The sequence below is a fragment of the Pseudomonas sp. PvP001 genome (assembly GCF_040546375.1).
Taxonomy (GTDB): domain Bacteria; phylum Pseudomonadota; class Gammaproteobacteria; order Pseudomonadales; family Pseudomonadaceae; genus Aquipseudomonas; species Aquipseudomonas coleopterorum.
The window spans coordinates 4,544,917-4,564,553 of the sequence record NZ_JBEPNQ010000001.1 but is presented as its reverse complement, the minus strand read 5'-3'; the positions used below and the strand labels follow the sequence as shown (position 1 = coordinate 4,564,553).

14 protein-coding genes and 5 pseudogenes are annotated in these 19,637 nt (G+C 61.0%); 7 read left to right on the top strand and 12 right to left on the bottom strand.

Features of this window, described 5'->3' with window-relative positions:
• Position 1: 1 nt before the first annotated feature.
• Together ABMD26_RS20880 and ABMD26_RS20875 are read right to left on the bottom strand one after the other, a co-directional pair.
• Positions 2–2,149 carry a TonB-dependent receptor family protein gene (locus ABMD26_RS20880; protein WP_354311551.1) on the bottom strand — a complete coding sequence of 716 codons (2,148 nt, stop codon included), beginning with the start codon at positions 2,147–2,149 and terminating at the stop codon, positions 2–4.
• A gap of 435 nt (positions 2,150–2,584) precedes the next feature.
• A complete protein-coding gene (locus ABMD26_RS20875) occupies positions 2,585–4,780 on the bottom strand; it encodes a TonB-dependent receptor family protein (protein ID WP_354311549.1) in 2,196 nt (731 codons plus the stop codon).
• 487 nt (positions 4,781–5,267) lie between these two features.
• Here ABMD26_RS20875 and ABMD26_RS20870 point away from each other — a divergent pair, with 487 nt between their 5' ends.
• A complete protein-coding gene (locus ABMD26_RS20870; protein WP_354311547.1) occupies positions 5,268–5,903 on the top strand; it encodes an MgtC/SapB family protein in 636 nt (211 codons plus the stop codon).
• Positions 5,904–5,975: 72 nt separating this feature from the next.
• On the opposite strand, the gene ABMD26_RS20865 is transcribed toward ABMD26_RS20870, so the two are convergent.
• From ABMD26_RS20865 to ABMD26_RS20840, 6 genes and pseudogenes are all read right to left on the bottom strand, one after another.
• Entirely contained in the window at positions 5,976–6,575 is a 600-nt protein-coding gene (locus ABMD26_RS20865; RefSeq protein ID WP_354311545.1) for a histidine phosphatase family protein, read from the bottom strand.
• An 18-nt stretch (positions 6,576–6,593) separates the two neighbouring features.
• Positions 6,594–7,123, bottom strand: a pseudogene (locus ABMD26_RS20860) (GNAT family N-acetyltransferase).
• Positions 7,124–7,195: 72 nt separating this feature from the next.
• Positions 7,196–7,693, bottom strand: a pseudogene (locus tag ABMD26_RS20855) (GNAT family N-acetyltransferase); the annotation flags it as partial.
• 94 nt (positions 7,694–7,787) lie between these two features.
• Positions 7,788–7,919 (bottom strand): hypothetical protein, encoded by a 132-nt coding sequence (locus ABMD26_RS20850; RefSeq protein WP_354311543.1) that lies wholly within the window; start codon positions 7,917–7,919, stop codon positions 7,788–7,790.
• 171 nt (positions 7,920–8,090) lie between these two features.
• Positions 8,091–8,477: a TonB-dependent receptor domain-containing protein gene (locus ABMD26_RS20845; protein ID WP_354311541.1), complete on the bottom strand. Its 387-nt coding sequence runs from the start codon at positions 8,475–8,477 to the stop codon at positions 8,091–8,093.
• 961 nt (positions 8,478–9,438) lie between these two features.
• A pseudogene (locus ABMD26_RS20840) lies at positions 9,439–9,678 on the bottom strand (TonB-dependent receptor plug domain-containing protein); the annotation flags it as partial.
• Positions 9,679–10,172: 494 nt separating this feature from the next.
• Here ABMD26_RS20840 and ABMD26_RS20835 point away from each other — a divergent pair.
• Positions 10,173–10,472: a type II toxin-antitoxin system HigB family toxin gene (locus ABMD26_RS20835; RefSeq protein ID WP_354311539.1), complete on the top strand. Its 300-nt coding sequence runs from the start codon at positions 10,173–10,175 to the stop codon at positions 10,470–10,472.
• Complete coding sequence (locus ABMD26_RS20830) at positions 10,472–10,822, top strand: helix-turn-helix domain-containing protein (RefSeq protein ID WP_354311537.1); 351 nt, start codon at positions 10,472–10,474, stop codon at positions 10,820–10,822. Before ABMD26_RS20835 ends, ABMD26_RS20830 begins: the two co-directional genes overlap by 1 nt.
• A 116-nt stretch (positions 10,823–10,938) precedes the next feature.
• Here ABMD26_RS20830 and ABMD26_RS20825 read toward each other — a convergent pair whose 3' ends face one another.
• Positions 10,939–11,967: a hypothetical protein gene (locus ABMD26_RS20825; RefSeq protein WP_090358701.1), complete on the bottom strand. Its 1,029-nt coding sequence runs from the start codon at positions 11,965–11,967 to the stop codon at positions 10,939–10,941.
• Between the two features lie 216 nt (positions 11,968–12,183).
• On the opposite strand from ABMD26_RS20825, the gene ABMD26_RS20820 reads away from it, so the two are divergent.
• On the top strand, positions 12,184–13,338 hold the full coding sequence (locus ABMD26_RS20820; protein WP_354311534.1) for a MalY/PatB family protein: 1,155 nt from the start codon (positions 12,184–12,186) through the stop codon (positions 13,336–13,338).
• Positions 13,339–13,810: 472 nt separating this feature from the next.
• Here the strand turns inward: ABMD26_RS20820 and ABMD26_RS20815 are convergent, their stop codons facing one another.
• Positions 13,811–14,539 carry a DUF72 domain-containing protein gene (locus ABMD26_RS20815; RefSeq protein WP_354311532.1) on the bottom strand — a complete coding sequence of 243 codons (729 nt, stop codon included), beginning with the start codon at positions 14,537–14,539 and terminating at the stop codon, positions 13,811–13,813.
• 2 nt (positions 14,540–14,541) lie between these two features.
• The gene (locus ABMD26_RS20810; protein ID WP_134721852.1) at positions 14,542–14,967 is read right to left on the bottom strand and encodes an HhH-GDP family DNA glycosylase; all 426 of its coding nucleotides are present in this window, start codon (positions 14,965–14,967) and stop codon (positions 14,542–14,544) included.
• Between the two features lie 174 nt (positions 14,968–15,141).
• Here ABMD26_RS20810 and ABMD26_RS20805 point away from each other — a divergent pair.
• A pseudogene (locus tag ABMD26_RS20805) lies at positions 15,142–17,140 on the top strand (peptidase U32 family protein).
• Positions 17,141–17,356: 216 nt separating this feature from the next.
• Positions 17,357–18,475: an HPP family protein gene (locus tag ABMD26_RS20800; RefSeq protein WP_354311529.1), complete on the top strand. Its 1,119-nt coding sequence runs from the start codon at positions 17,357–17,359 to the stop codon at positions 18,473–18,475.
• On the opposite strand, the gene ABMD26_RS20795 is transcribed toward ABMD26_RS20800, so the two are convergent.
• On the bottom strand, positions 18,472–18,708 hold the full coding sequence (locus ABMD26_RS20795; protein WP_354311527.1) for a hypothetical protein: 237 nt from the start codon (positions 18,706–18,708) through the stop codon (positions 18,472–18,474). The two genes, ABMD26_RS20800 and ABMD26_RS20795, sit on opposite strands and share 4 nt — an antisense overlap.
• A 230-nt stretch (positions 18,709–18,938) precedes the next feature.
• Here ABMD26_RS20795 and ABMD26_RS20790 point away from each other — a divergent pair.
• Positions 18,939–19,632 (top strand): annotated as a pseudogene (locus tag ABMD26_RS20790) (type 1 glutamine amidotransferase domain-containing protein).
• The last annotated feature ends 5 nt before the right edge of the window (positions 19,633–19,637 follow it).

The following is a 19,637-nucleotide window of genomic DNA, read 5'->3' as shown; positions in this document are numbered from 1 at the left end:
ATCAGAAGTTGTAGGTCACACCGGTGAACGCGCCGAAGCCATCCCCCGGATAGAGCGCGGCCGTGTCCTGCCCCTGCGCGTTGTAGCCGGGCACGATGGCGGTCACGTAGTCCTTGTCACCCAGGTTCTTCAGGTCCACGTAGGCCTGCCACTGCTTGCTCGGTGCGTCATAGCCCAGGCGTGCGCCGAAAATCGTGTAGGACGGCGCGTTGAAGGTATTGGCATAGTCCACCGCCGTGCTGGACACGGACCGGACGTTGACGCCTGCGTAGAAGCCGTTGGCGTACTGGTATTGCAGCTCGGCCTGGTAGATGTGCTTGGGCAAACCGGGGAGTTCGTTCCTGCTGAACGAGGGGTCGTGGCGATAGTGGAAGTCGTTCAGCGTGTAAGCCTGGCGCCAGCTCAGGACGTCGCCATTGCTGCCCTGCCAGAGCCGCGTGGTCAGCCCCGCTTCGATGCCCTGGTGAATGGTCGGGGTGGCGTTTGAGGTCGTGACGATCGCCGCAGTGTTGCCAGTGGCGGCGGCTATCTGGGTCGTCAGCAGTTCGTTCTTGATCCAGGAGCGGTACAGCACCAGGCTGCCGTCGAAGCGCTCGGACTGGCCGCAGATACCGAACTCCACGGTATTGGCGGTCTGCGGCACCAATGGCTTGATGTAGTTGTTGGTCACCCCGGAATTGGAGATCGACCACGAGCTGGGCGGGTCGATGGAGCGGCTGACGTTGCCAAACAGCTGCAGGTTCGGGGTCAGCTCGTAACGCAGCCCCGCCCGCGGTGCCAGGGACCAATCGTCATAGTCGTAGCGCGTGGGGAAGCCGCTGGTGTTGGCTCGGTCGCTGAACGTCACGTCGATGTCGCGCTCGATCTGGATCGCCGAAACGCCGGTGCTCAGGTACAACCGGTCGGTCAGCCCCAAGTCGTTGCCCACGGTGAAGACACGGTCGGATGAGCCGTCGTACTTGACGTTCTTCTGCAGGATGCCGAGGTCCTTGTCACCACGGTAGGTCTTGGCGCCCGCATTCAGGTGCTCGGTGCTGGTGAAGCCCAGCGTGGTGGTGCTGTCAAGCCCGAACAGTTGATCGTTGCGGGTGTATTTGAGCGAGGCGTTGAGGTCGCTCCAGTCCCAGTAATTCGGGTTGACCGGGCTGCGCCGATTGAGGATCTGCGGGTAGTCGTGGTAGCCGATGCCGAATTCCAGGGTCGCGTCGTCGTCGAAGGTGTAGGTGGTCTTGCTCGCTACCCAGGTCGACCCGCGTTTGGTGGAATCGCCGCGGCTGGTGCGGGTGGCCGCATTGGTCTGGGTGCTGTCGTGTTTGAGCTGGGCGCGGGTCAAGGCCCCGGCATTCTCGTGGAATTCCTCGCGGTAGCGCACGATCAGGCGGGTCTGCAGCTTCGGGCTGAAGCGGTAGCCGAAATTGCCCACCACGCCCTGGGACTTGCTGAAGGTGTAATCCTGATAGCCATCGCGTCGAGCGTTGTCGACGCTGACGAAGTAATCCGCATCGCCCACCACACCACCGGTGCGCAGGGTCTGTTTCTGCCAGCCGAAACTGCCCCCTTCGAGCTTGATCTGGCTGCCCGGCGCGCTGTAGCCGGTGTGGGTGATGAAGTTGATGCCACCGCCCAACGACAAGGCGCCGTACTCGAACGCATTGGCGCCGCGCAGGATCTCGGTGTACTGCAGGCCCTGCCCGTCCAGCAGTTCGTACGGCGTGCCTCCGGCGCCAGTCAGGGCCAAGCCGTCGAAGAGAAACTTGGTGCCTTCGCGAAAGTAGCCAGGCGAAGCATTCGCGCCGGAACCACGGATGGAAATCTTGATCGCGTCATTGCCCCCCGCCGACTGCGCGTACACGCCGGGCTGATAGGCCAGGGTGTCTTCGAGGCTGGCCGAACGGCCCTTGTTGACCTCGGCCTGGTCGACCAGGCTGGTGCTACCGGGCACTTCTGCAAGCCTGGCCCGCGCCTGCTCGACCGGTGTCGCCTTGGCCGCCTGCACGGTGACCGTTTGCAAGCGTTGCTCGGCCGTATCGGCCAGCGCCGGCGTGACGTTGAACAACAGGCAGGCACCCAGGCCTGAGGCAAGTTCGGTATAGCGAAAAGCGCTGCTGCGCCGATTGTTCCATGACGGCGTAAAGGCATGTAACTTCAACGGCGTTGCTCCCACCCAATGAATATAAGGCGAGCTTCTATTGGTATAGTCGGACTCGGGTGATGAAGTCTGCGACGTCATCGATAAAGTTATAGATTGCAGTGTTCGTGCCAATCACCAAGTGCCCTGAACAGGGAACTTTATTGATATCAGGTAGCGGCGGGATGTTTGAAATGGCCGCAACTGCTTAGTGACTGCTGCCCCAGCAACACTTTTGAGAAATAGCCCCCCGTAGGAGCGGTCCGTGGCCGCGAAGCGCGCGATTCGGTATGCCTGATACACCACAGCGCCCTTTTCGCGGCCGATGACCGCTCCTACGCCAGGCCAACGCTCCCGTAGGAGCGGTCCGTGGCCGCGAATGGCGCAATGCGGTATGCCTGATACACCGCGGTGCCCTCTTCGCGGCCAATGACCGCTCCTACGGTAATCATTGAATTACCGGAAGCTGTACTGCACCCCCGCATACGCACCTATACCATCCCCCGGAATGATCGCCCTGACATCGTTGCCGTTGGCATTGAACGTCGGGCTGATGGAGGCGGCGTACTTCTCGTCGGTCAAGTTGCGCAGGTCCAGATAGACATTCCAATCCTTCTTCGGCGAATCCCAGCCCAGTATCGCGCCCCACAGGTTGTAGGAGCCGGCGTCCTTGGTGTTGGCAAAATCCACCGGTGTCTTGGAGGCGTAGTACGTATTCACGCCCACATAAACGCCATTGCTGAAGTCGTAACGCAGTTCAGCCTGGTAATTGTGTTTGGGAATGCCGGGCAACCGATTGCTGCCGAACTGCTCATCATCGCGGTAGAAAAAGTCGCTGTAGGTATAGGACTGACGCAGGTGCAACGAATCGCCATCGTTCTGGTACAGCACAGAATCCAGACCCAGTTCCACACCCTGGTGAATGGTCTTGCTGGCGTTGTATTCGGAGGTCAGCGCATCGGCGGTGGACGTGGCCTCTCTGATGATCACCGAGAGCAGCTCATCCTGCACGTGGGACCGATAGAACGTCAGGTCCCAGTTGTTGTTGCCGAACTGCCCACGGGTGCCGAATTCCAACGTATCGGCAATCTGCGGTTCAAGTTTCTGTCCACCGGAGTTGAGTCCGGTGGCCGGCCCGGACGTGAACACCTGCGCCCCGGATACATAAGCCCACGACTGCTGGGCCTCGACCGTGCGACTGAGGTTACCAAACAGCTGCCAGTTGGGGTTGATCTGATAACGCACGCCCACCCTGGGCGCAAACTCCCAGTCGTTCTTTTCGATGGGGTTGTTGGGGTTGTCGGCCTCGCCGCCCACCGGATACGACACCTTGGCCTTGCGCTGGAACTCCACGGCGGAAAGGCCTGCGCTCAACCATAGTGTGTTGTCGATCCACTCGGTTTCATTGCTGGCGCTCAACACGGTGTCGGAGCCTTCGTACTCAGCCTTGCGCACCAACGCCCCGGACGGCAGGTTGGCGGTGATACCGGAAGGAATCCGCACCTTGGTCTTGGCGTATGCATTCAAATGCTCGGTCCGCAGGGCGTTGAATCGGGTGATGCTGTTCTTGCCGAACAACGTGTCCAGGCGGTCGTATTTCAAACTGGCGGAATAATCGCTGAAGCCCCAGGTCGTGCGGTTGACGCCCTGTCGCGCGTCGATTGGATAGTCGTGGTAGACCAATCCCACTTCCAGATTGGAATCGTCATCGAAGGTGTATTGGGTCTTGCTCGCTACCCAAGTCGAACCTGGCTGTTTGCGATGCGCGCGCACGTTCACACTAGCCGGGTTGGCCTGCTCGGGATCGTCCTTGAGTTGCGCGCGGGTGATGTAACCAGGCGTCTCGTTATCGGTGGTGCGATAGCGGTAGTAGAGACGGGATTTCAACTGCGGCGAAAACTGGTAGCCGACGTTGCCGGCGAAACCGGCGCTCTTGCCTTGGGTTTGATCCTGAAAGCCGTCCGACGCCGAGTCGGTGAGGCTGACGTAATAGTCGAGCGGGCCCAGCACTTGCCCTGAACTGATCTGACGCTTTTGATAGCCGTAACTACCGGCTTCATAGCGCACTTGCAAGGGCGCGGAATTGTAGCCGGTCTTGGTCACGTAGTTGATCGCACCGCCCAGATACAACGAGCCGATATCGAAAGCATTGCCGCCGCGCAGCACTTCGGTATGGCTCAGGCCCAGCGGCTCGAACAGTTCGTAGGGGGTACCGCCAGGCCCGGACACCGGCAGGCCGTCGAACAGGTAGAAGATGCCGGCGCGAAAATAACCCACGCCCTTGTTGATACCCGACCCACGAATGGAAATCCGTGTGCCGTCGTTACTGCCACCACCCTGCGTGGCGATTACACCGGGCTGCAGAGCGAAGATATCGGTACTGGTCGACACGCGCCCCTTTTCGATGGTCGCCGAATCGACATAGTTGACCCCACCCGCCACTTCCTTCAAAGCCGTTTCGGCGCGTTGACCCTCGTCCAGTCTTGCACCTTGAACAACTACGGTACTGAGTTGACTGGTCGGCTTCTGCTCGGCGGATTCGCTGACGGGTGCGGCATGAAGTTGGCCGATAAACAGCAATGTCGCCCCAGCGCCCAGCGCCGACGGCAAGCGACTGCGTGCCGTCGTTGTTGCAATGACTTCCCCGTTCATTCCCTGCTCCTGCTTGACTCATATAACACCGCCCTGAATAAAGACGGTGCTTATTTATTGGCAACAGGGTGATAGCAGAGAGCGTGCCAGATATTGAGCGGCTGAAACTCGTTAAAACCCTACATTTGAGCGGCGAAGTGGCTGCCAGCACACACTTGCTGATGGATAACTGCCTTGATTCGAACACTTGAAACTTCACTACAGCCCTGTCAACAAACACCTGATATCGATCATCCGTGGGAGCGGTCATCGGCCGCGAAGGCTTTACCGCAACTTGCCTGACACACCGCAGCGATCCTTTCGCGGCCGCGGACCGCTCCTACAAAAAATACAATCGCACTCATTGGCGGGCGTGATCATCGTCCGCGAAGAATTCTTCACCTATTTATCGTGAACAATAAGCGCCTGGAGTCGTCAGCATGCCTATCGTCAATTTGGAACCCGACGCCATCGACGGCGGGCTTCACCCTTACCAAGGAGGTCAACCATGCTCACCGATTGGGAAATGTGTATCCGCCTGCTGCTGGCTGCCCTGCTCGGCAGCCTGATCGGGCTCGAACGCGAGCGGCTGCTGTGGGCCGCAGGTCTGCGTACTCACATGCTGGTGTGCGTGGGCTCGTGCCTGCTCATGATCGTATCGTCGTTCGGCTTTCAGGATGCCCTGGCCATGGCGCACACCGAACTCGACCCCTCGCGGGTGGCGGCGCAGGTGGTTTCAGGTATCGGTTTCCTGGGCGCCGGCTCGATCCTGCTGCGCGGCGAAGTGATTCGCGGACTCACCACGGCGGCCAGCCTCTGGACGGTCGCCGCCATCGGCCTGTCGGTAGGCGGTGGGCTGTACGTGGTCAGCACCGCCGCCACCTTTATCATTCTGGTGATCCTAATCGCCATAAAACCCATGGAGCGGGTCTACCGCAACCGCGTGCAAGTCCACGTCATTAAACTGATCGCGCCATCGCAGACGCTGTCCCTGAAAAAGGTCAGCGAGGTGGTGGCCACCGCGCGGGCAAGGTCAGACAGTTCATCGTCGAAAAAGGCAACCGTGACGACACCGACAGCATTACCATCGAACTCAAACGTACTTCAGGCGCGCAGGCCAAGCAGATACTGGCGCAACTGCTGACCATCGACGGGGTTCAGGAGGATGCTTCCAGCCAATGATGTTCCTGGTCGTCAAATTGCGACGACGTGAACTTCAGGGTGAAGGCAAAGAAGCTTCAAGTGCAGCTTTGTCGAAGACCGGGACACCGAAATCTTCAAAGGTCAACAGGCTGCCGTTCGGCAGCTGCCATTGATAGAAATCGGCGAGATCTGCTTTGGCCAGCCCCCGAATCACCTTGGCGACGAAGCCATGCGCGACCAACAATACCGACTTGGACGGATATCGAGTTTCCAGTTCGATCAGGCCTGCCCTCACGCGGGTCACCACTTCCACGATAGACTCACCGTTGGTAGGCGCCCTGTCCCACCGCCGAGTAATGTTGCATGCCCAGAGTTGCGGATATCGCTCCATGGCCTCGGCTTGTGTCAGTCCTTCGAAGACCCCGACATCACGCTCTCGAAAGCTCTCCATGACTTCGGGCAAGAGCCCGAGCCGCTGATTGAGAATGCTCGCCGTCTGCACCGCTCTTACACGTGGTGAAGTAACAAGAACGTGCAGATTTTCAGGCAATTGCCTCTCCAGCGTGGCCGCCTGCTGGCGACCACGCTCGGTAAGTGCAGGATCCAGTGATCCTAGATACCGATGCTCGGCATTGGCCCATGTTTCGCCATGACGAACGACATACAACTGCATGAAACCTACCTCGCTCACTCAAAGACGGCCGCTGTACCGGACTTCTTGCAATTTCATCCCGCCGCGTTCGAGCGTCCGTCGTGTTTCCGGCTCCTCGGCAAGTCCAGCGGCTTGATAAAACCTGATCGCCCGTACGTTTTCGACCAGTACCCACAGCGTGACTTTTTCATAGCCCTGCTCGGCCAGCCGAGCAAGGGCTGCCAGCCATAATCGCCGCCCTACTCCGGAGCCCCAGTGTTCGGCCAGTACATACACAGCCATCACTTCGCCTACCCGCTGAGGGTCTGCATCGTGATCGCGGCTGGGCCCGAACGATATCCAGCCGACGACAGCGTCCGCCAACGAGGCGACCTGCACTTGCGAATCGTGCCCCGTGATGCTCTGTTCCCAGTGTGCCTGTCTCTGCAGCAGGGTCTGGTCCAGTCCGTCCAGATAAGCTTGACTCTCATCAAATCACGGTACGCCTGCTGCCAACTGCGAATATGCACACCGGCGATCTGCGCCGCATCTTCCAATGCTGCAGGCCGCACTACGGGCCAGTTGAACACCAGCGTGTCACACACCCCGAAGACATCGGATCGACGATCACCGACCAGGGTGCGAACCAGGCGAAACCCGACCGACTCCGCGAGCCGGCGGCTGGCGGCGTTGGCCGAAGACGTCGTCAGGTACAAACGTGTTCCAGGCAGCTGGGCGATCAGTGCCGTCAATGCTTCGCGCATCAAACCCCGGCCCTGGAGTGATTGGTTCGCCCAGTAGCCTATTTCGTGTGAGCCATCGGTCTTGGGGGTGAAGCCGATACACCCCACCAGTTGCTGCGGGTGCTCGCGAGTCAGCAGGAAGCACTTTTTCTCCGCATCGTCGCGGACGAAATCGCTCTGCGCTCGCTGCAGGGTGTCCAGCGTATCGGTCAGCTCCCAGCGGGGCCTACTCCAAACCAGAAACAGACGGTGGGTTTCGTAACTCGCGTTCAAGGCGTCCGCCAGGAGCTGTGCCAGGGCGGGCTCAGGCGCCACAATCTGAACACGGGCCGTCAGGAAAGGCAGCTGCCCCTCCGTGAATATGGCTTTGCCCTGGCTGCCTTGCAGTTCAACTGCTCGGAATTCCGTTTCCTGCATGTAATCGCCTCATCGTGGATCGGTACGTGTAAGGTTCCTTTGAGTGGCGCACCCTAGCCATTCGGAGCGGGATGCGTAATGCAGAATCGGTCACTCAAAACCGAAACGCAACGCCAGTCGTGACATTGAACGCATCCCCCGGGTAGAAATTGGCCGAATCCTGCCCGCGGGCGTCGTAGGTGGTGTTGGCTGCGGTGGCATAGCGTTCGTCGGTCAGGTTGCGCATGTCCAGGAACACGTCCCAGCGTTTGCTTGGGGCTTCGAAGCCTACGCGGGCGCCGAGGATGGTGTAGGACGGCGCGCTGAAACTGTTGGCGTAGTCGATGAAGTAACTGGAGGCCGAACGCAGGTTGAGTTGGGCGTAGAAGCCTCCGGCTTGCTGGTACTGAAGCTCGGCTTAGTACACGTGGCGTGGCAGGCTGGGCAGTTCGTTGCCGCCGAAGGTGTTGTCGTGGCGATAGTAGAAATCGTTGAAGGTGTAGGCTTGGCGCAGGTTCAGCGTGTCGCCGTTGTCGCCTTCCCACAGCAGCGCATTCAAGCCCGCCTCGACGCCTTGGTGAATGGTCGGGCTGGCGTTGGACGAAGCCACCAGTTGGTCCTGGCTGGCCGAGGCCTGACGCACCACCACGGACAGGATCTCGTCATCGATCCAGGAGCGATAGAGCGTCAGGCTGCCATCGAAAATCCCGGCACTGGCACGTACGCCCAGCTCGGCCGTGGTGGCCTTCTGGGGTTTCACGTTGCGTATGAACGGCGAACCGGTGCTGCCCAGCTGCCAGGTCACGGGCGGGTCGATGGAGCGGCTGACGTTGCCGAACAGCTGGATGTCGCGGCGTCAGTTCGTACCGCAGGCCCAGCCGCGGCGCAGTGTCCCATTCGGAGTAGTTCACGCCATCGGGAAACTCGCTGGTGTTCACCCCGGTGGTGTATTCGATCTCGGCCTTGCGCTTGATGTTGATGAACGAAAGCCCCGTGGACAGCCAGGTCCTGTCGTTGAGCTGTAGCTCGTTGCCCAGCGCCAGCACGCTGTCGCGCGAGCCGGTGTACTTTGTGTACTGCAACAGTTGGCCGGTGCTGCGGCTGTGGGATTTGACATCGCCCAGGTAGGCCAGGGTATTGCTGAAGGTGATGCTGCTATCGCTGGGCAGGCCGAACAGTTCGTCGTGGGCGCGACGATAGCGCAGCACCACGCTGGTGTCCTTGGAGCGCCAGTCCTGTGGCGAAACCGAATAACGCCAGCCGTTGAGCAACGGGTAGTCGTTGTACCCCAGGCCCACTTCCAGGGTCGAGTCGTCGTCGAACCTGTAGGTGGTATTGCTGCCCAGCAAGGTGGTGCCGTCCTTCTTGCGACCAGTGGGGACGTCGTTGCTGCGCGGATCGTGCTTGAGCTGGGCTCGGGTCAGGGTGTTGCCATTGGTGAGCTGTTCTTCCCGGTAGCGCAGGAAGAAGCGCGTTTCCAGTTTGGGGCTGAACACATGACCGAAGTTGGCAATCAGGTCGCGGCCCTTGTTGGCCGTGTTGTCCTGATAGCCGTCGCGTTCATTGTGCAGCACGCTGACGTAGTAATCGCTGTCGGCGACCACGCCACCGATGCTTAGTTGCTGTTTGCGGTAGCCGAAACTGCCCACTTCGAACCGTGCGTAGTTGCCTGGGGACGTGCGTCCGGTGCGGCTGACGAAGTTGATCGCGCCACCCAGCGACAGCGCCGTGTGCTTGAAGGCATTGGCGCCGTACAGCACTTCGGTGTGATCGACTGCGGCCATGTTCAGCAGGTCTTCCTGAGTCCCGCCTGGCCCGGTGATCGGCAGTCCGTCGTAAAGGAATTTGATGCCCAAGGCATAGCCCTGATAGAAGGTATTCAAACCCGAACCGCGAATCGAAATCTTGTTCGCACCGGTGCCACTGGTAGCCTGCGCGAACACGCCCGGTTGCAGCGCGAGTACGTCTTCGGCGTTGGAAGGGCGGCCTTTCTCGACTTCTTTCATATCGACGACTGCGGTGGTACCGGGAGTCTTGTCCAATTCGACCCTGGCCTTTTGCGCCTCGCTGCGCGCCGCGCCCGTCACCACCACCGTGGACAGCTGGGTGTCCTCGGCGTGGGCCAGACCCAAACTGGTGGCGGTGAGCAGTGCCACGCCGCTCGATACAAAAGCGCGATATGAACCACTGGGCTTGCGGCCCGATGTTGAATCCATGGATGAAGCTCCTGAACGCTACGAAAAGATGATGAGCCTCTATTCGTATAGTCGCGCTCGCAGGGGCTTGAGCAGCTATCGTGCCAAGGGTGAAACACCATAGGCAGGGCATTTGGCAGCAAAGGAGCGATCGTTATGATGCAACCTGTCGCTCCGCTGTTGGCTCAGCGACAGTACTGGCGGTGCAATGGGGTAGGTCAATACACATCCGGCACCAGAACGACACTTGACCCTCACGCAATTGAACCAGAAAATCCTCCCAAAAAGGGAGATCCGCATTTATCATGAGAGTCATCGCCAAGCGAACACTGCGAGAATTCTGGGAGCGGAACGGACACGGTGACGCGCAGCGGCCGTTGATCGAGTGGCACAATCTCATGATCAACGCCAGCTGGCTTTCCCCTCAGGCACTAAAAGCCGAGATCGGTACAGCAAGCATCATCAAAGCAGGCAGGGTCGTTTTCAACGTAGCAGGCAACAAGTATCGCTTGGTCGTAGCGATCGACTACAACCACCAGATTGCATGGGTTAAGTTCATTGGCACTCATGCCCATTATGACCAGATCGACGTGGAGACCATCTGATGAATCTCAAACCCATCCGTAACGAGACAGACCTTCAGAACGCATTCGCTCGCATGGAAGAGCTGTGGGGTGCGCAGCCTGGTACTGCTCGTGCCGATGAATTGGAAGTTCTCGCGATACTCATCGAGAAATACGAAGACCAGTATTACCCTATCGGTCCGTCCGATCCTATCGAGGCGATAAAATTTCGAATGCACCAGCAAGGCCTGAGCATGCGCGATCTGGAGCCCTTCATCGGCTCGAGTGGGCGTGTGTCTGAGGTATTGAACGCCAAACGCTCCTTGAGTCTTGCGATGATCAAGCGCCTGCATGTCGGGATGAACATTCCCTACGAAAGCTTGCTGGGCTGAGCCTTATTTAATCGAATGTCATAGGCTTCGAATCGCACAGTCGTAGCCAAAGAAAAAGCCCACGCTGACCTGATCAGCGTGGGCTTTTCTACAACCGTGTTGCGTGTGCGGATCGATTAGACCGCAGCAACGACCTTGGCAGGTGGCTGAGTACGACGACCCAGTACACCGGCACCGGCGGCTACCAGACCCGAGATCACCAGAGTGATCAGCAGAATCCAGGCGCCTTGCGAAACGCGCTTGGCGGCCACTTCGGCAGCTTCACGGGCTTTCTGCTCGGCTTGGGCTTTCAGTTCCTGATACTTGGCATAAGCCTGACGGTAGCTGGCCTGGGCCTGATCAACGATCTGGTTGGCTTCAGCATCGGTCTTGTTGCCACGTGCCTTGATCAGATTGACCAGTGCTTCGCGGTCAGCAGCATCCCAAGCCTGGTCGCCCTTGGCTTTGATGCGATCCATCAGGCCAGCCAGCTGGTTGTCGGCTTGCTGAGGGTTCTCGGCGCTGCGCTGAGCAGTGTTCTGCGCATCTTGCTGAGTCGCCTGAGCTTCCTGCTTGACGTTGTCGGGGTTAAGTTCAGGCTTGCCGGTCTGACGCATGGCCAATTCGATCTCGCCCTGGATATCGTCCAGGTTGAAGTCGATGCCTTGCTGACGCAGTTGATCCTGAATCTTGTCGCCCAGTGCAGGAGCGACTTGAGCAATGCCACTGCCCAGTGCGGATACGCCGCTGCCAGCCAGGTTCAGACCGCCACGGACAACGCCGGTGACTGCGCTGGATACCAGGTAGACAGTGATCAGCGAAACGCTCGCCCAGACCAGCAGACCGTGGAAAGCGCCTTCGCGCTGTGCCAGACGGCCAGCAGCCCAACCGCCCACGAACAGCGAGATGACTGCGCTAACCACGACCCAGATACCGGCACCGGTGCCGATGCCCGACAGCGGATTGGCTTCTTGCATTGGATCGATGGTGGCTGTACCGATGGCGGTACCCAACAGGTTGAGCAACAGCGAAACCACCATGGCAAGTACCACACCGGCGAGAATCGCACTCCACGAAATTCGCTTGAGCAACGGCGCGGTTGTGGCGTGGTCATGGTAGACCGGTGTGGTGTAGCCGTCTGGAGCGATACGGTCATCGCGGATCATGATTGTAGTCCTTTGGGTCAGTGGCAGAACGAGCAGGTGAACTCGCTTACAGCAATTGACCAAGGGCTTCGCGAAAAAGTTTTAAAAAAACATTGAATATCTTTTTTCGCCAGCTTGGACAGGCTTGATAGTCGCGACTGGCCGCACTCACCTTCGCTGGTTACTATGCGCCTACAAGCCTTTGAATCTTTCACGCATTGCAGCCATGAGCACACGATGAGCACAGACCTGGACACGCTGTTCGACCGCACCGGCACGGGCAGTACCAAATGGAGCCGCTACCCCGAAGATGTATTGCCGATGTGGGTCGCCGACATGGATTTCGCCGCACCGCCTGCGGTCATCGAACGCTTGCAGACGCGTCTGACCCATCCGGTCCTGGGCTACAGCGTGCCCTCGGACGAACTGCGTCAGGTGCTGGTCGATTACCTGCGCGAGCACTATGACTGGCAGGTGCAGAAGCAGGACATCGTGGTCCTGCCGGGTGTGGTGCCTGGGGTCAACATGGCGCTGCACGGTCTGGTAGCCGAAGGTGACGGCGTGGTGGTGCATACCCCCAACTATCCGCCGCTGCGCCAGGCGGCCGGCCACTGGAAAATGCGCAGCATCGAAGTGCCGTTGCAGGCCAACGCGCAAGGTCAGTGGGCGTGTGACCCGCAGCGGCTGCAACAGGCATTGGGCGACAGTTCGGCGTACCTGCTGAGCAATCCGCACAACCCGATCGGCAAGACCTATAGCCGCGACGAACTGCGCACGATCGCCGAAATTTGCGTGGCGCAGGATGTGTTGATCATCAGTGACGAGATCCACGCGGACTTGCAGTTCGATGGACGTCGGCATATCCCTGTTGCGTCGCTGTCGCCGGAAGTGGCCCAGCGCACCATTACCCTGATGTCCGCGAGCAAGACCTACAACGTGGCGGGGCTCAAGACAGCCTTTGCAGTGATCCAGAATCCCTCGTTGCGCGCCCGCTTCGATGCGGCACGGGTGGGCATGGTGGACAGCGTCAATCCCCTGGGAATGGAAGCCACCCATGCCGCCTATGCGCAGCCGGGCGAGTGGTTGGAACAGCTGAAAACCTATCTGCAAGGCAACCGCGACTACCTGCTGGAAACGATTCGTACGTGGCTGCCCGGCATCGTGGTCCATGCGCCACAAAGCACTTACCTGGCCTGGCTGGACTGCTCGGCTTTGGGTCTGGCCAATCCGCAGCGGTTTTTTCTTGAAGAGGCTCGAGTGGGCCTGAGCGCCGGCCCGGAGTTCGGCGAGGGCCTTGAACAGTTCGTCCGCCTGAATTTTGGCTGCCCGCGCGCGCTGTTGACCGAGGGCCTCGCCCGCATCGAACGCAGCCTGCAACACCGCACCCTGTAGCAGCGGCGCGAGCCGCGTCCGGGTTCAACGCGTTTATTCAGATACACCGCGCGCACCGCCGACGCAGCTTGCGCAGCTGCTACAGGGATTGCGACCGCATCCGGCCTCACCGCATTCCCCTGTAGCAGCGGCGCGAGCCGCGTCCGGGTTGAATGCGTTCATCCAGACACACCGCGGGTACCGCCGACGCAGCTTGCGCAGCTGCTACAGGGATTGCGACCGCATCCGGCCTCACCGGCCTCACCGCATTCCCCTGTAGCAGCGGCGCGAGCCGCGTCCGGGGTCGATGCGTTCATCCAGATACACCGCGGGTACCGCCGACGCAGCTTGCGCAGCTGCTACAGGGATTGCGACCGCATCCGGCCTCACCGGCCTCACCGCATTCCCCTGTAGCAGCGGCGCGAGCCGCGTCCGGGGTCGATGCGTTCGTCCAGATACACCGCGGGTACCGCCGACGCAGCTTGCGCAGCTGCTACAGGGGTGGATTTTCCGAAGGGGTGATGGTGCGCAGCGCGTCTCCTGTTGCGGCGCCGGAGGCGGTGTTGTCGAATATGCACCATACCTCGGCGTCGGTGGCGGCTTCGGCCAGGAGCAGGCGCAGGTGTGCCAGATATTCAGCACTGTACGCGTCGTGATAGATGCGCGGTGAACCGTGCAACCGCCAATAACGAAAGCCGCGCCAGCCTCCAGGGGTGGTATCGGTGGCGATGCGTGATGGATCGACAGCCGCCTGGGCAATGCGGTAAGCCTGCAGGATCGGCTCGGCCTCGACCCAGGAAGCATGGCGCGGTTCGAGCACCACATGACCTGCGAATCGCTCGCGCAAACAATGGAAAAAAACCTCGGCAACCTGCACTTCGAAAGCCAGAGACGGCGGCAATTGCACCAGCAGGCAACCGAGCTTGTCGCCCAGTTCACCGCATTGCGAAAGGAATTCATCGAGGGCCGTGGCGCAGTCGCGCAGGCGCTGCACATGGGTGATCTGTTTCGGCACCTTGACCGAGAAACGGAAGTCATCCGGCACCGACGCGGCCCAACGGGCATAGGTCTGTGGGCGATGCGGACGGTAGAACGAACTGTTGATTTCCACGCAACGCAACCGCGAGGCATAGCGCTGCAAATGGGTGCCGTCGCCCGTGAAGTGCTCAGCGTACTCGCGCGGCAGGCTCCAACCGGCGCAGCCCACGCGTACCCGGTCCATGCTCAAAACAAGGCTCCGCCGGCTTCGCGCATGAAGATCTCCACGGTTTTGGGCCCCACCCCATCGAACTGTGCCAACCTGCGTTCAAAATCCTTGCGATCGGCACTGGCCTCGCGCATCTGGCTGACACTGCCGCCGTACTCTGCAGCCAATGTCTTGGCCAACGCGCTCAGCCGCGTCGCCGTGCTCTCGTCATAGCGCACGTAATGCGCCTCGCCCAGCATGGCCACCAACTCGCGATGCGTGCAGTGGCCCAGCTTGCGCGGCGTATCGCGCCCATGTTTTTCGACCAGCACCCGATAGGCCTGAACGGCGATATCGGCCTGAATGCGCTTGCCCATCAGAAAGCTGGCCAGCAACCACTTGAACAAACCGTGCTGCTCGGTGATGTCGATGCCCAGATCCTGGGCGGTGATGGACTTGCTCATCGGCGGTATCCCTGATTGGCTGCGGCACGCACGCTGCCCGGTAGACGCCAGGCCCACTCGGCGGTTCGATCCGTCTTCCCGCAACAGACAAAGCTGCGACGCGCGGGCCGTGCCGTTCCGGTCATTCGCCGCTACAATGGCGACCTTGACCGTGATGACTCAGACCAGAAAAACATGTCCCTGCCCAAGCACCACCTCGAACTGCTCAGCCCCGCACGCGACGTTGCCATCGCCCGCGAGGCCATCCTGCATGGCGCCGACGCCATCTACATCGGCGGGCCCAGCTTCGGCGCGCGTCACAACGCCAGCAACGAGCTGAGCGACATCGCCGAGTTGGTGACCTTCGCTCGCCGCTATCACGCGCGGGTGTTCACCACGCTCAACACCATCCTGCACGACAACGAACTGGAACCGGCGCGCAAGCTGATCCACCAGTTGTACGACGCCGGCGTGGATGCCTTGATCGTGCAGGACCTGGGGGTCATGGAGCTGGATATTCCGCCGATCGAGCTGCACGCCAGCACCCAGACCGACATCCGCACCCTGGCGCGGGCCAAAATTCCTCGACCAGGCCGGCTTCTCCCAGCTGGTGCTGGCGCGGGAGCTGGATCTGGGCGAGATCCGCGCCATTGCCGCAGAAACCGATGCAGCCATCGAGTTCTTCATTCACGGTGCGTTGTGCGTGGCGTTTTCCGGGCAGTGCAACATCTCCCACGCGCAGACCGGGCGCAGTGCCAACCGCGGCGACTGCTCCCAGGCCTGCCGCCTGCCCTACACCCTCAAGGATGACCAGGGCCGCGTGGTGGCCTATGAGAAACACCTGCTGTCCATGAAGGACAACAACCAGAGCGCCAACATTCGCGCGCTGGTCGAGGCCGGCGTGCGTTCGTTCAAGATCGAAGGCCGCTACAAGGACATGGGCTATGTGAAGAACATCACCGCCTACTACCGCCAGCGCCTGGACGACGTGCTGGAAGACCGTCCGGATCTGGCCCGGGCTTCCAGCGGTCGCACCGCACACTTCTTCGTGCCGGACCCGGACAAGACCTTCCACCGCGGCAGCACCGACTATTTCGTCAGCGAGCGCAAGATCGACATCGGCGCGTTCGATTCACCCACCTTCACCGGCCTGCCGGTCGGACGCGTCGAGAAAGTCGCCAAGCGTGACATGCTGGTCGTCAGCGAGCAGCCGCTGTCCAACGGCGATGGCCTGAACGTGCTGGTCAAGCGCGAAGTCGTGGGTTTCCGCGCCAACATCGCCGAGCTCAAGGGCGAGTTCGACGAAGACGGTCAGAAGCGCTATCGCTATCGCGTCGAACCCAACGAGATGCCGGCCGGGCTGTTCCAGTTGCGCCCCAACCACCCGCTCAATCGCAACCTGGACCACAACTGGCAGCAGGCGCTGCAGAAGACCTCCGCCGAGCGACGCGTGGGCGTGGCCTGGCATGCACAGTTGAGCGAGCAACGTTTGCAACTGACCGCCACCAGCGAAGAAGGCGTGCGCGTGGATGTGGCGCTGGAAGGTCCGTTCGGACCGGCCAACAAACCCGAGCAGGCGCTGGATCAACTGCGTGACCTGCTGGGGCAACTGGGCACCACCCAGTACCATGCAACGGCCATCGATCTGGATGCACCGCAGGCGTTTTTCATTCCCAACTCGCAGCTCAAGGCCATGCGTCGCGAAGCGATCGAAGCGCTGACCACCGCGCGCGTGCAGGCCCATCCGCGTGGCAGCCGCAAGGCCGAGACGACGCCACCGCCGGTGTATCCGGAATCGCACCTGTCGTTCCTGGCCAACGTGTACAACCAGAAGGCTCGCGATTTCTATCATCGCCATGGGGTCAAGCTGATCGATGCCGCGTACGAGGCCCATGAAGAGCCGGGCGAAGTGCCCGTGATGATCACCAAGCACTGCCTGCGCTTCTCGTTCAACCTGTGCCCCAAGCAGGCCAAGGGCGTAACCGGGGTAAAAACCAAGGTCGCGCCCATGCAGTTGATTCATGGCGATGAAGTGCTGACCCTGAAGTTCGACTGCAAGCCGTGCGAGATGCACGTGATCGGCAAGATGAAGGGGCATATCCTGGACCTGCCGCAGCCGGGCAGTGGCGTCAATGTGGTGGGTCAGATCAGCCCGCAGGATCTGATGAAGACCATCCGCCGCGCGCCTCATTGATACGGTGGATTGATCGCGCCGTGTCAGGGCTGTCGCATCGGCGGCCGACGCGGCCACCCAATACCTGTAGCAGCTGCGCAAGCTGCGTCCGATGGCACTGCATGGGGTCAGATGATCCGCGTGGCCTGTGACGCGGCTCGCGCCTCTGCTACAGGGGAATGTAAGGCCGGATACTGATGCCGGCCCTGTTTCACAGCCGGAACTCAAACACCTGCAATGGATATCTTCACCCGCCTCTGGCCGACCCGCCAACCGATCAATGCCCGGGAAAAATGGCGTGCCTGCATCGGTGCCGCCCTCGGCGTGCTGGTGGTCGGCGTGCTTGCAGCGCTGGGCCTGCAGGGGCACTGGGCCGCCGAGCATGGCGCCCTGGGCCTGGCCATCGTGGCGCCCATCGGCGCCAGCGCTGTGCTGGTGTTCGCCCTCCCCGCCAGCCCTTTGGCCCAACCCTGGGCAGTAACCGGTGGCAATACCCTGAGCGCGCTGGTCGGCATTGCCTGCGCCAAATGGATTCCCGATCCGACCGTGGCCGCCGCCCTCGCCGTAGGCCTGGCAATCGCACTGATGCTCGCCGCCCGTTGCCTGCACCCACCCGGTGGCGCGGCGGCACTGTTGATGGTCGTGATGGGTTGCGAACACTTCGCCTATGCCGTGAATCCGGTCCTGCTCGATTCGCTGCTGCTGGTGGCCGCCGGCCTGCTCTACAACAACCTGACGCGTCGGCCCTGGCCCCATGTGCCTGCCACGCCCCAACCGTCGGCCACAGGGCGATTCAGCCGCGCCGACCTGGACGCCGCGCTGGTGCACTACAACCAGGTCCTCGACGTCGATCGCAACGACCTGCAGGCGTTGCTCGAACTGGCCGAAGCATCGGCCTATCAGCGCAACATGGGCGAGCTGCGCTGTGCCGAAGTCATGAGTCGGGAACCGATCACCGCACGCCAGGAGATGCCGCTACGCGAGGCCTGGGCACTGATGCGCAAGCACAAGATCAAGGCCCTGCCGGTAATCGACCGCCAGCGCCATCTGATAGGCATCGTCACCGTGGCCGATTTCATGCGGCAACTGGATCTGGACGCACACGACGGCGTGGCCTGGCACCTGCGCGCCCTGCTGCGACCCGGACGCAATCGGCCGACGACCAGCAGCGTCGGGCAGATCATGACTCGCTCGGTCCGCGTCGCCAGCGCCGATCGGCTGCTGACCGAGCTGGTGCCGGTGTTTTCGGAGAACGGCCATCGACACATTCCGATCATCGACAGCGAGCGCCGTCTGGTGGGCATCATCACTCAGTCCGACCTGATCCGCGCGCTGTACCGGGCGGTCAGCGCCTAGTTGGGGGGAGTACCGGGAAGCTGGATATCGGTCAGCCCCATCCGTGCCGCCTGCTCCAGAACCTGCTCATCACTGTCCTCGGCGGTGGGCATCACCAGGCTGTTTTCGCCGTCGCCAAAGTGCAATTGCAGCAGGTGCATCACCACAGCGTGGAGGCCTGGCTCGATCCGAGCCGGCGGCGTCCAGGTGCGCGGCTCACCGTTGAAGCGGTATTGAACGGATGCGGGTGCCATGGGACATCTCCTCTTGGTAGCGGACGGGTGGGCGCGCTCGGCCCTGCAGCAACTGACTGGAGTGATCCGCCAGCGTTCCTTCGGTTCGGCGCGAGAGGCGCCGGGGGATTGTCTTGAACGTCTGCGTGCATGTGCTTTCTGAACACTGTGCTTTCTGAACACTTTGCTTTCTGAACATGGAACCGGGCAATGCCGTGCATTGCATCCCCACACCTGCAGGAGAAATGTGCATGAAGATCTTGATGGTTCTCACGTCCCACGATCAGTTGGGCGATACCGGCAAGAAAACCGGCTTCTGGCTGGAAGAATTCGCCGCCCCCCTACTATGCCTTCATCGACGCCGGCGCCGATGTGACCCTGGTGTCGCCCAAGGGCGGCCAGCCACCACTGGACCCCAAGAGCGACGAGCCGGATGCGCAGACCGACGCCACCCGCCGCTTCGCCGACGATGCACAGGCCAAATCTGCCCTCGCCGACACCTTTCCGCTGAGCGAAGTCGACCCCTACGATTTCGATGCCGTGTTCTATCCCGGTGGGCACGGTCCGCTGTGGGACCTGGCCGAAGACACCGATTCGAAAACCGTCATCGAAGCGTTCTATGCCGCCAACAAGCCGGTCGCTGCCGTCTGCCATGCACCGGGTGTGTTCAAGAACGTGAAGTCGCCCGATGGCGATTCCATCGTCAAAGGCAAGAAGGTCACAGGCTTCACCAACTCCGAAGAAGACGCGGTCGGGCTGACGGATGTGGTGCCCTTCCTGGTCGAAGACATGCTCAAAGCCAATGGCGGTGAGTATTCCAAAGGTCCTGACTGGGGCAGCTATGTGGTCGAGGATGGGCACCTGATCACCGGGCAGAACCCTGCGTCCTCGCAAGCTGCGGCTGAGGCGTTGATCAAGCGCCTGCAGCAGGAAGAGAGTGCCTGATCGGT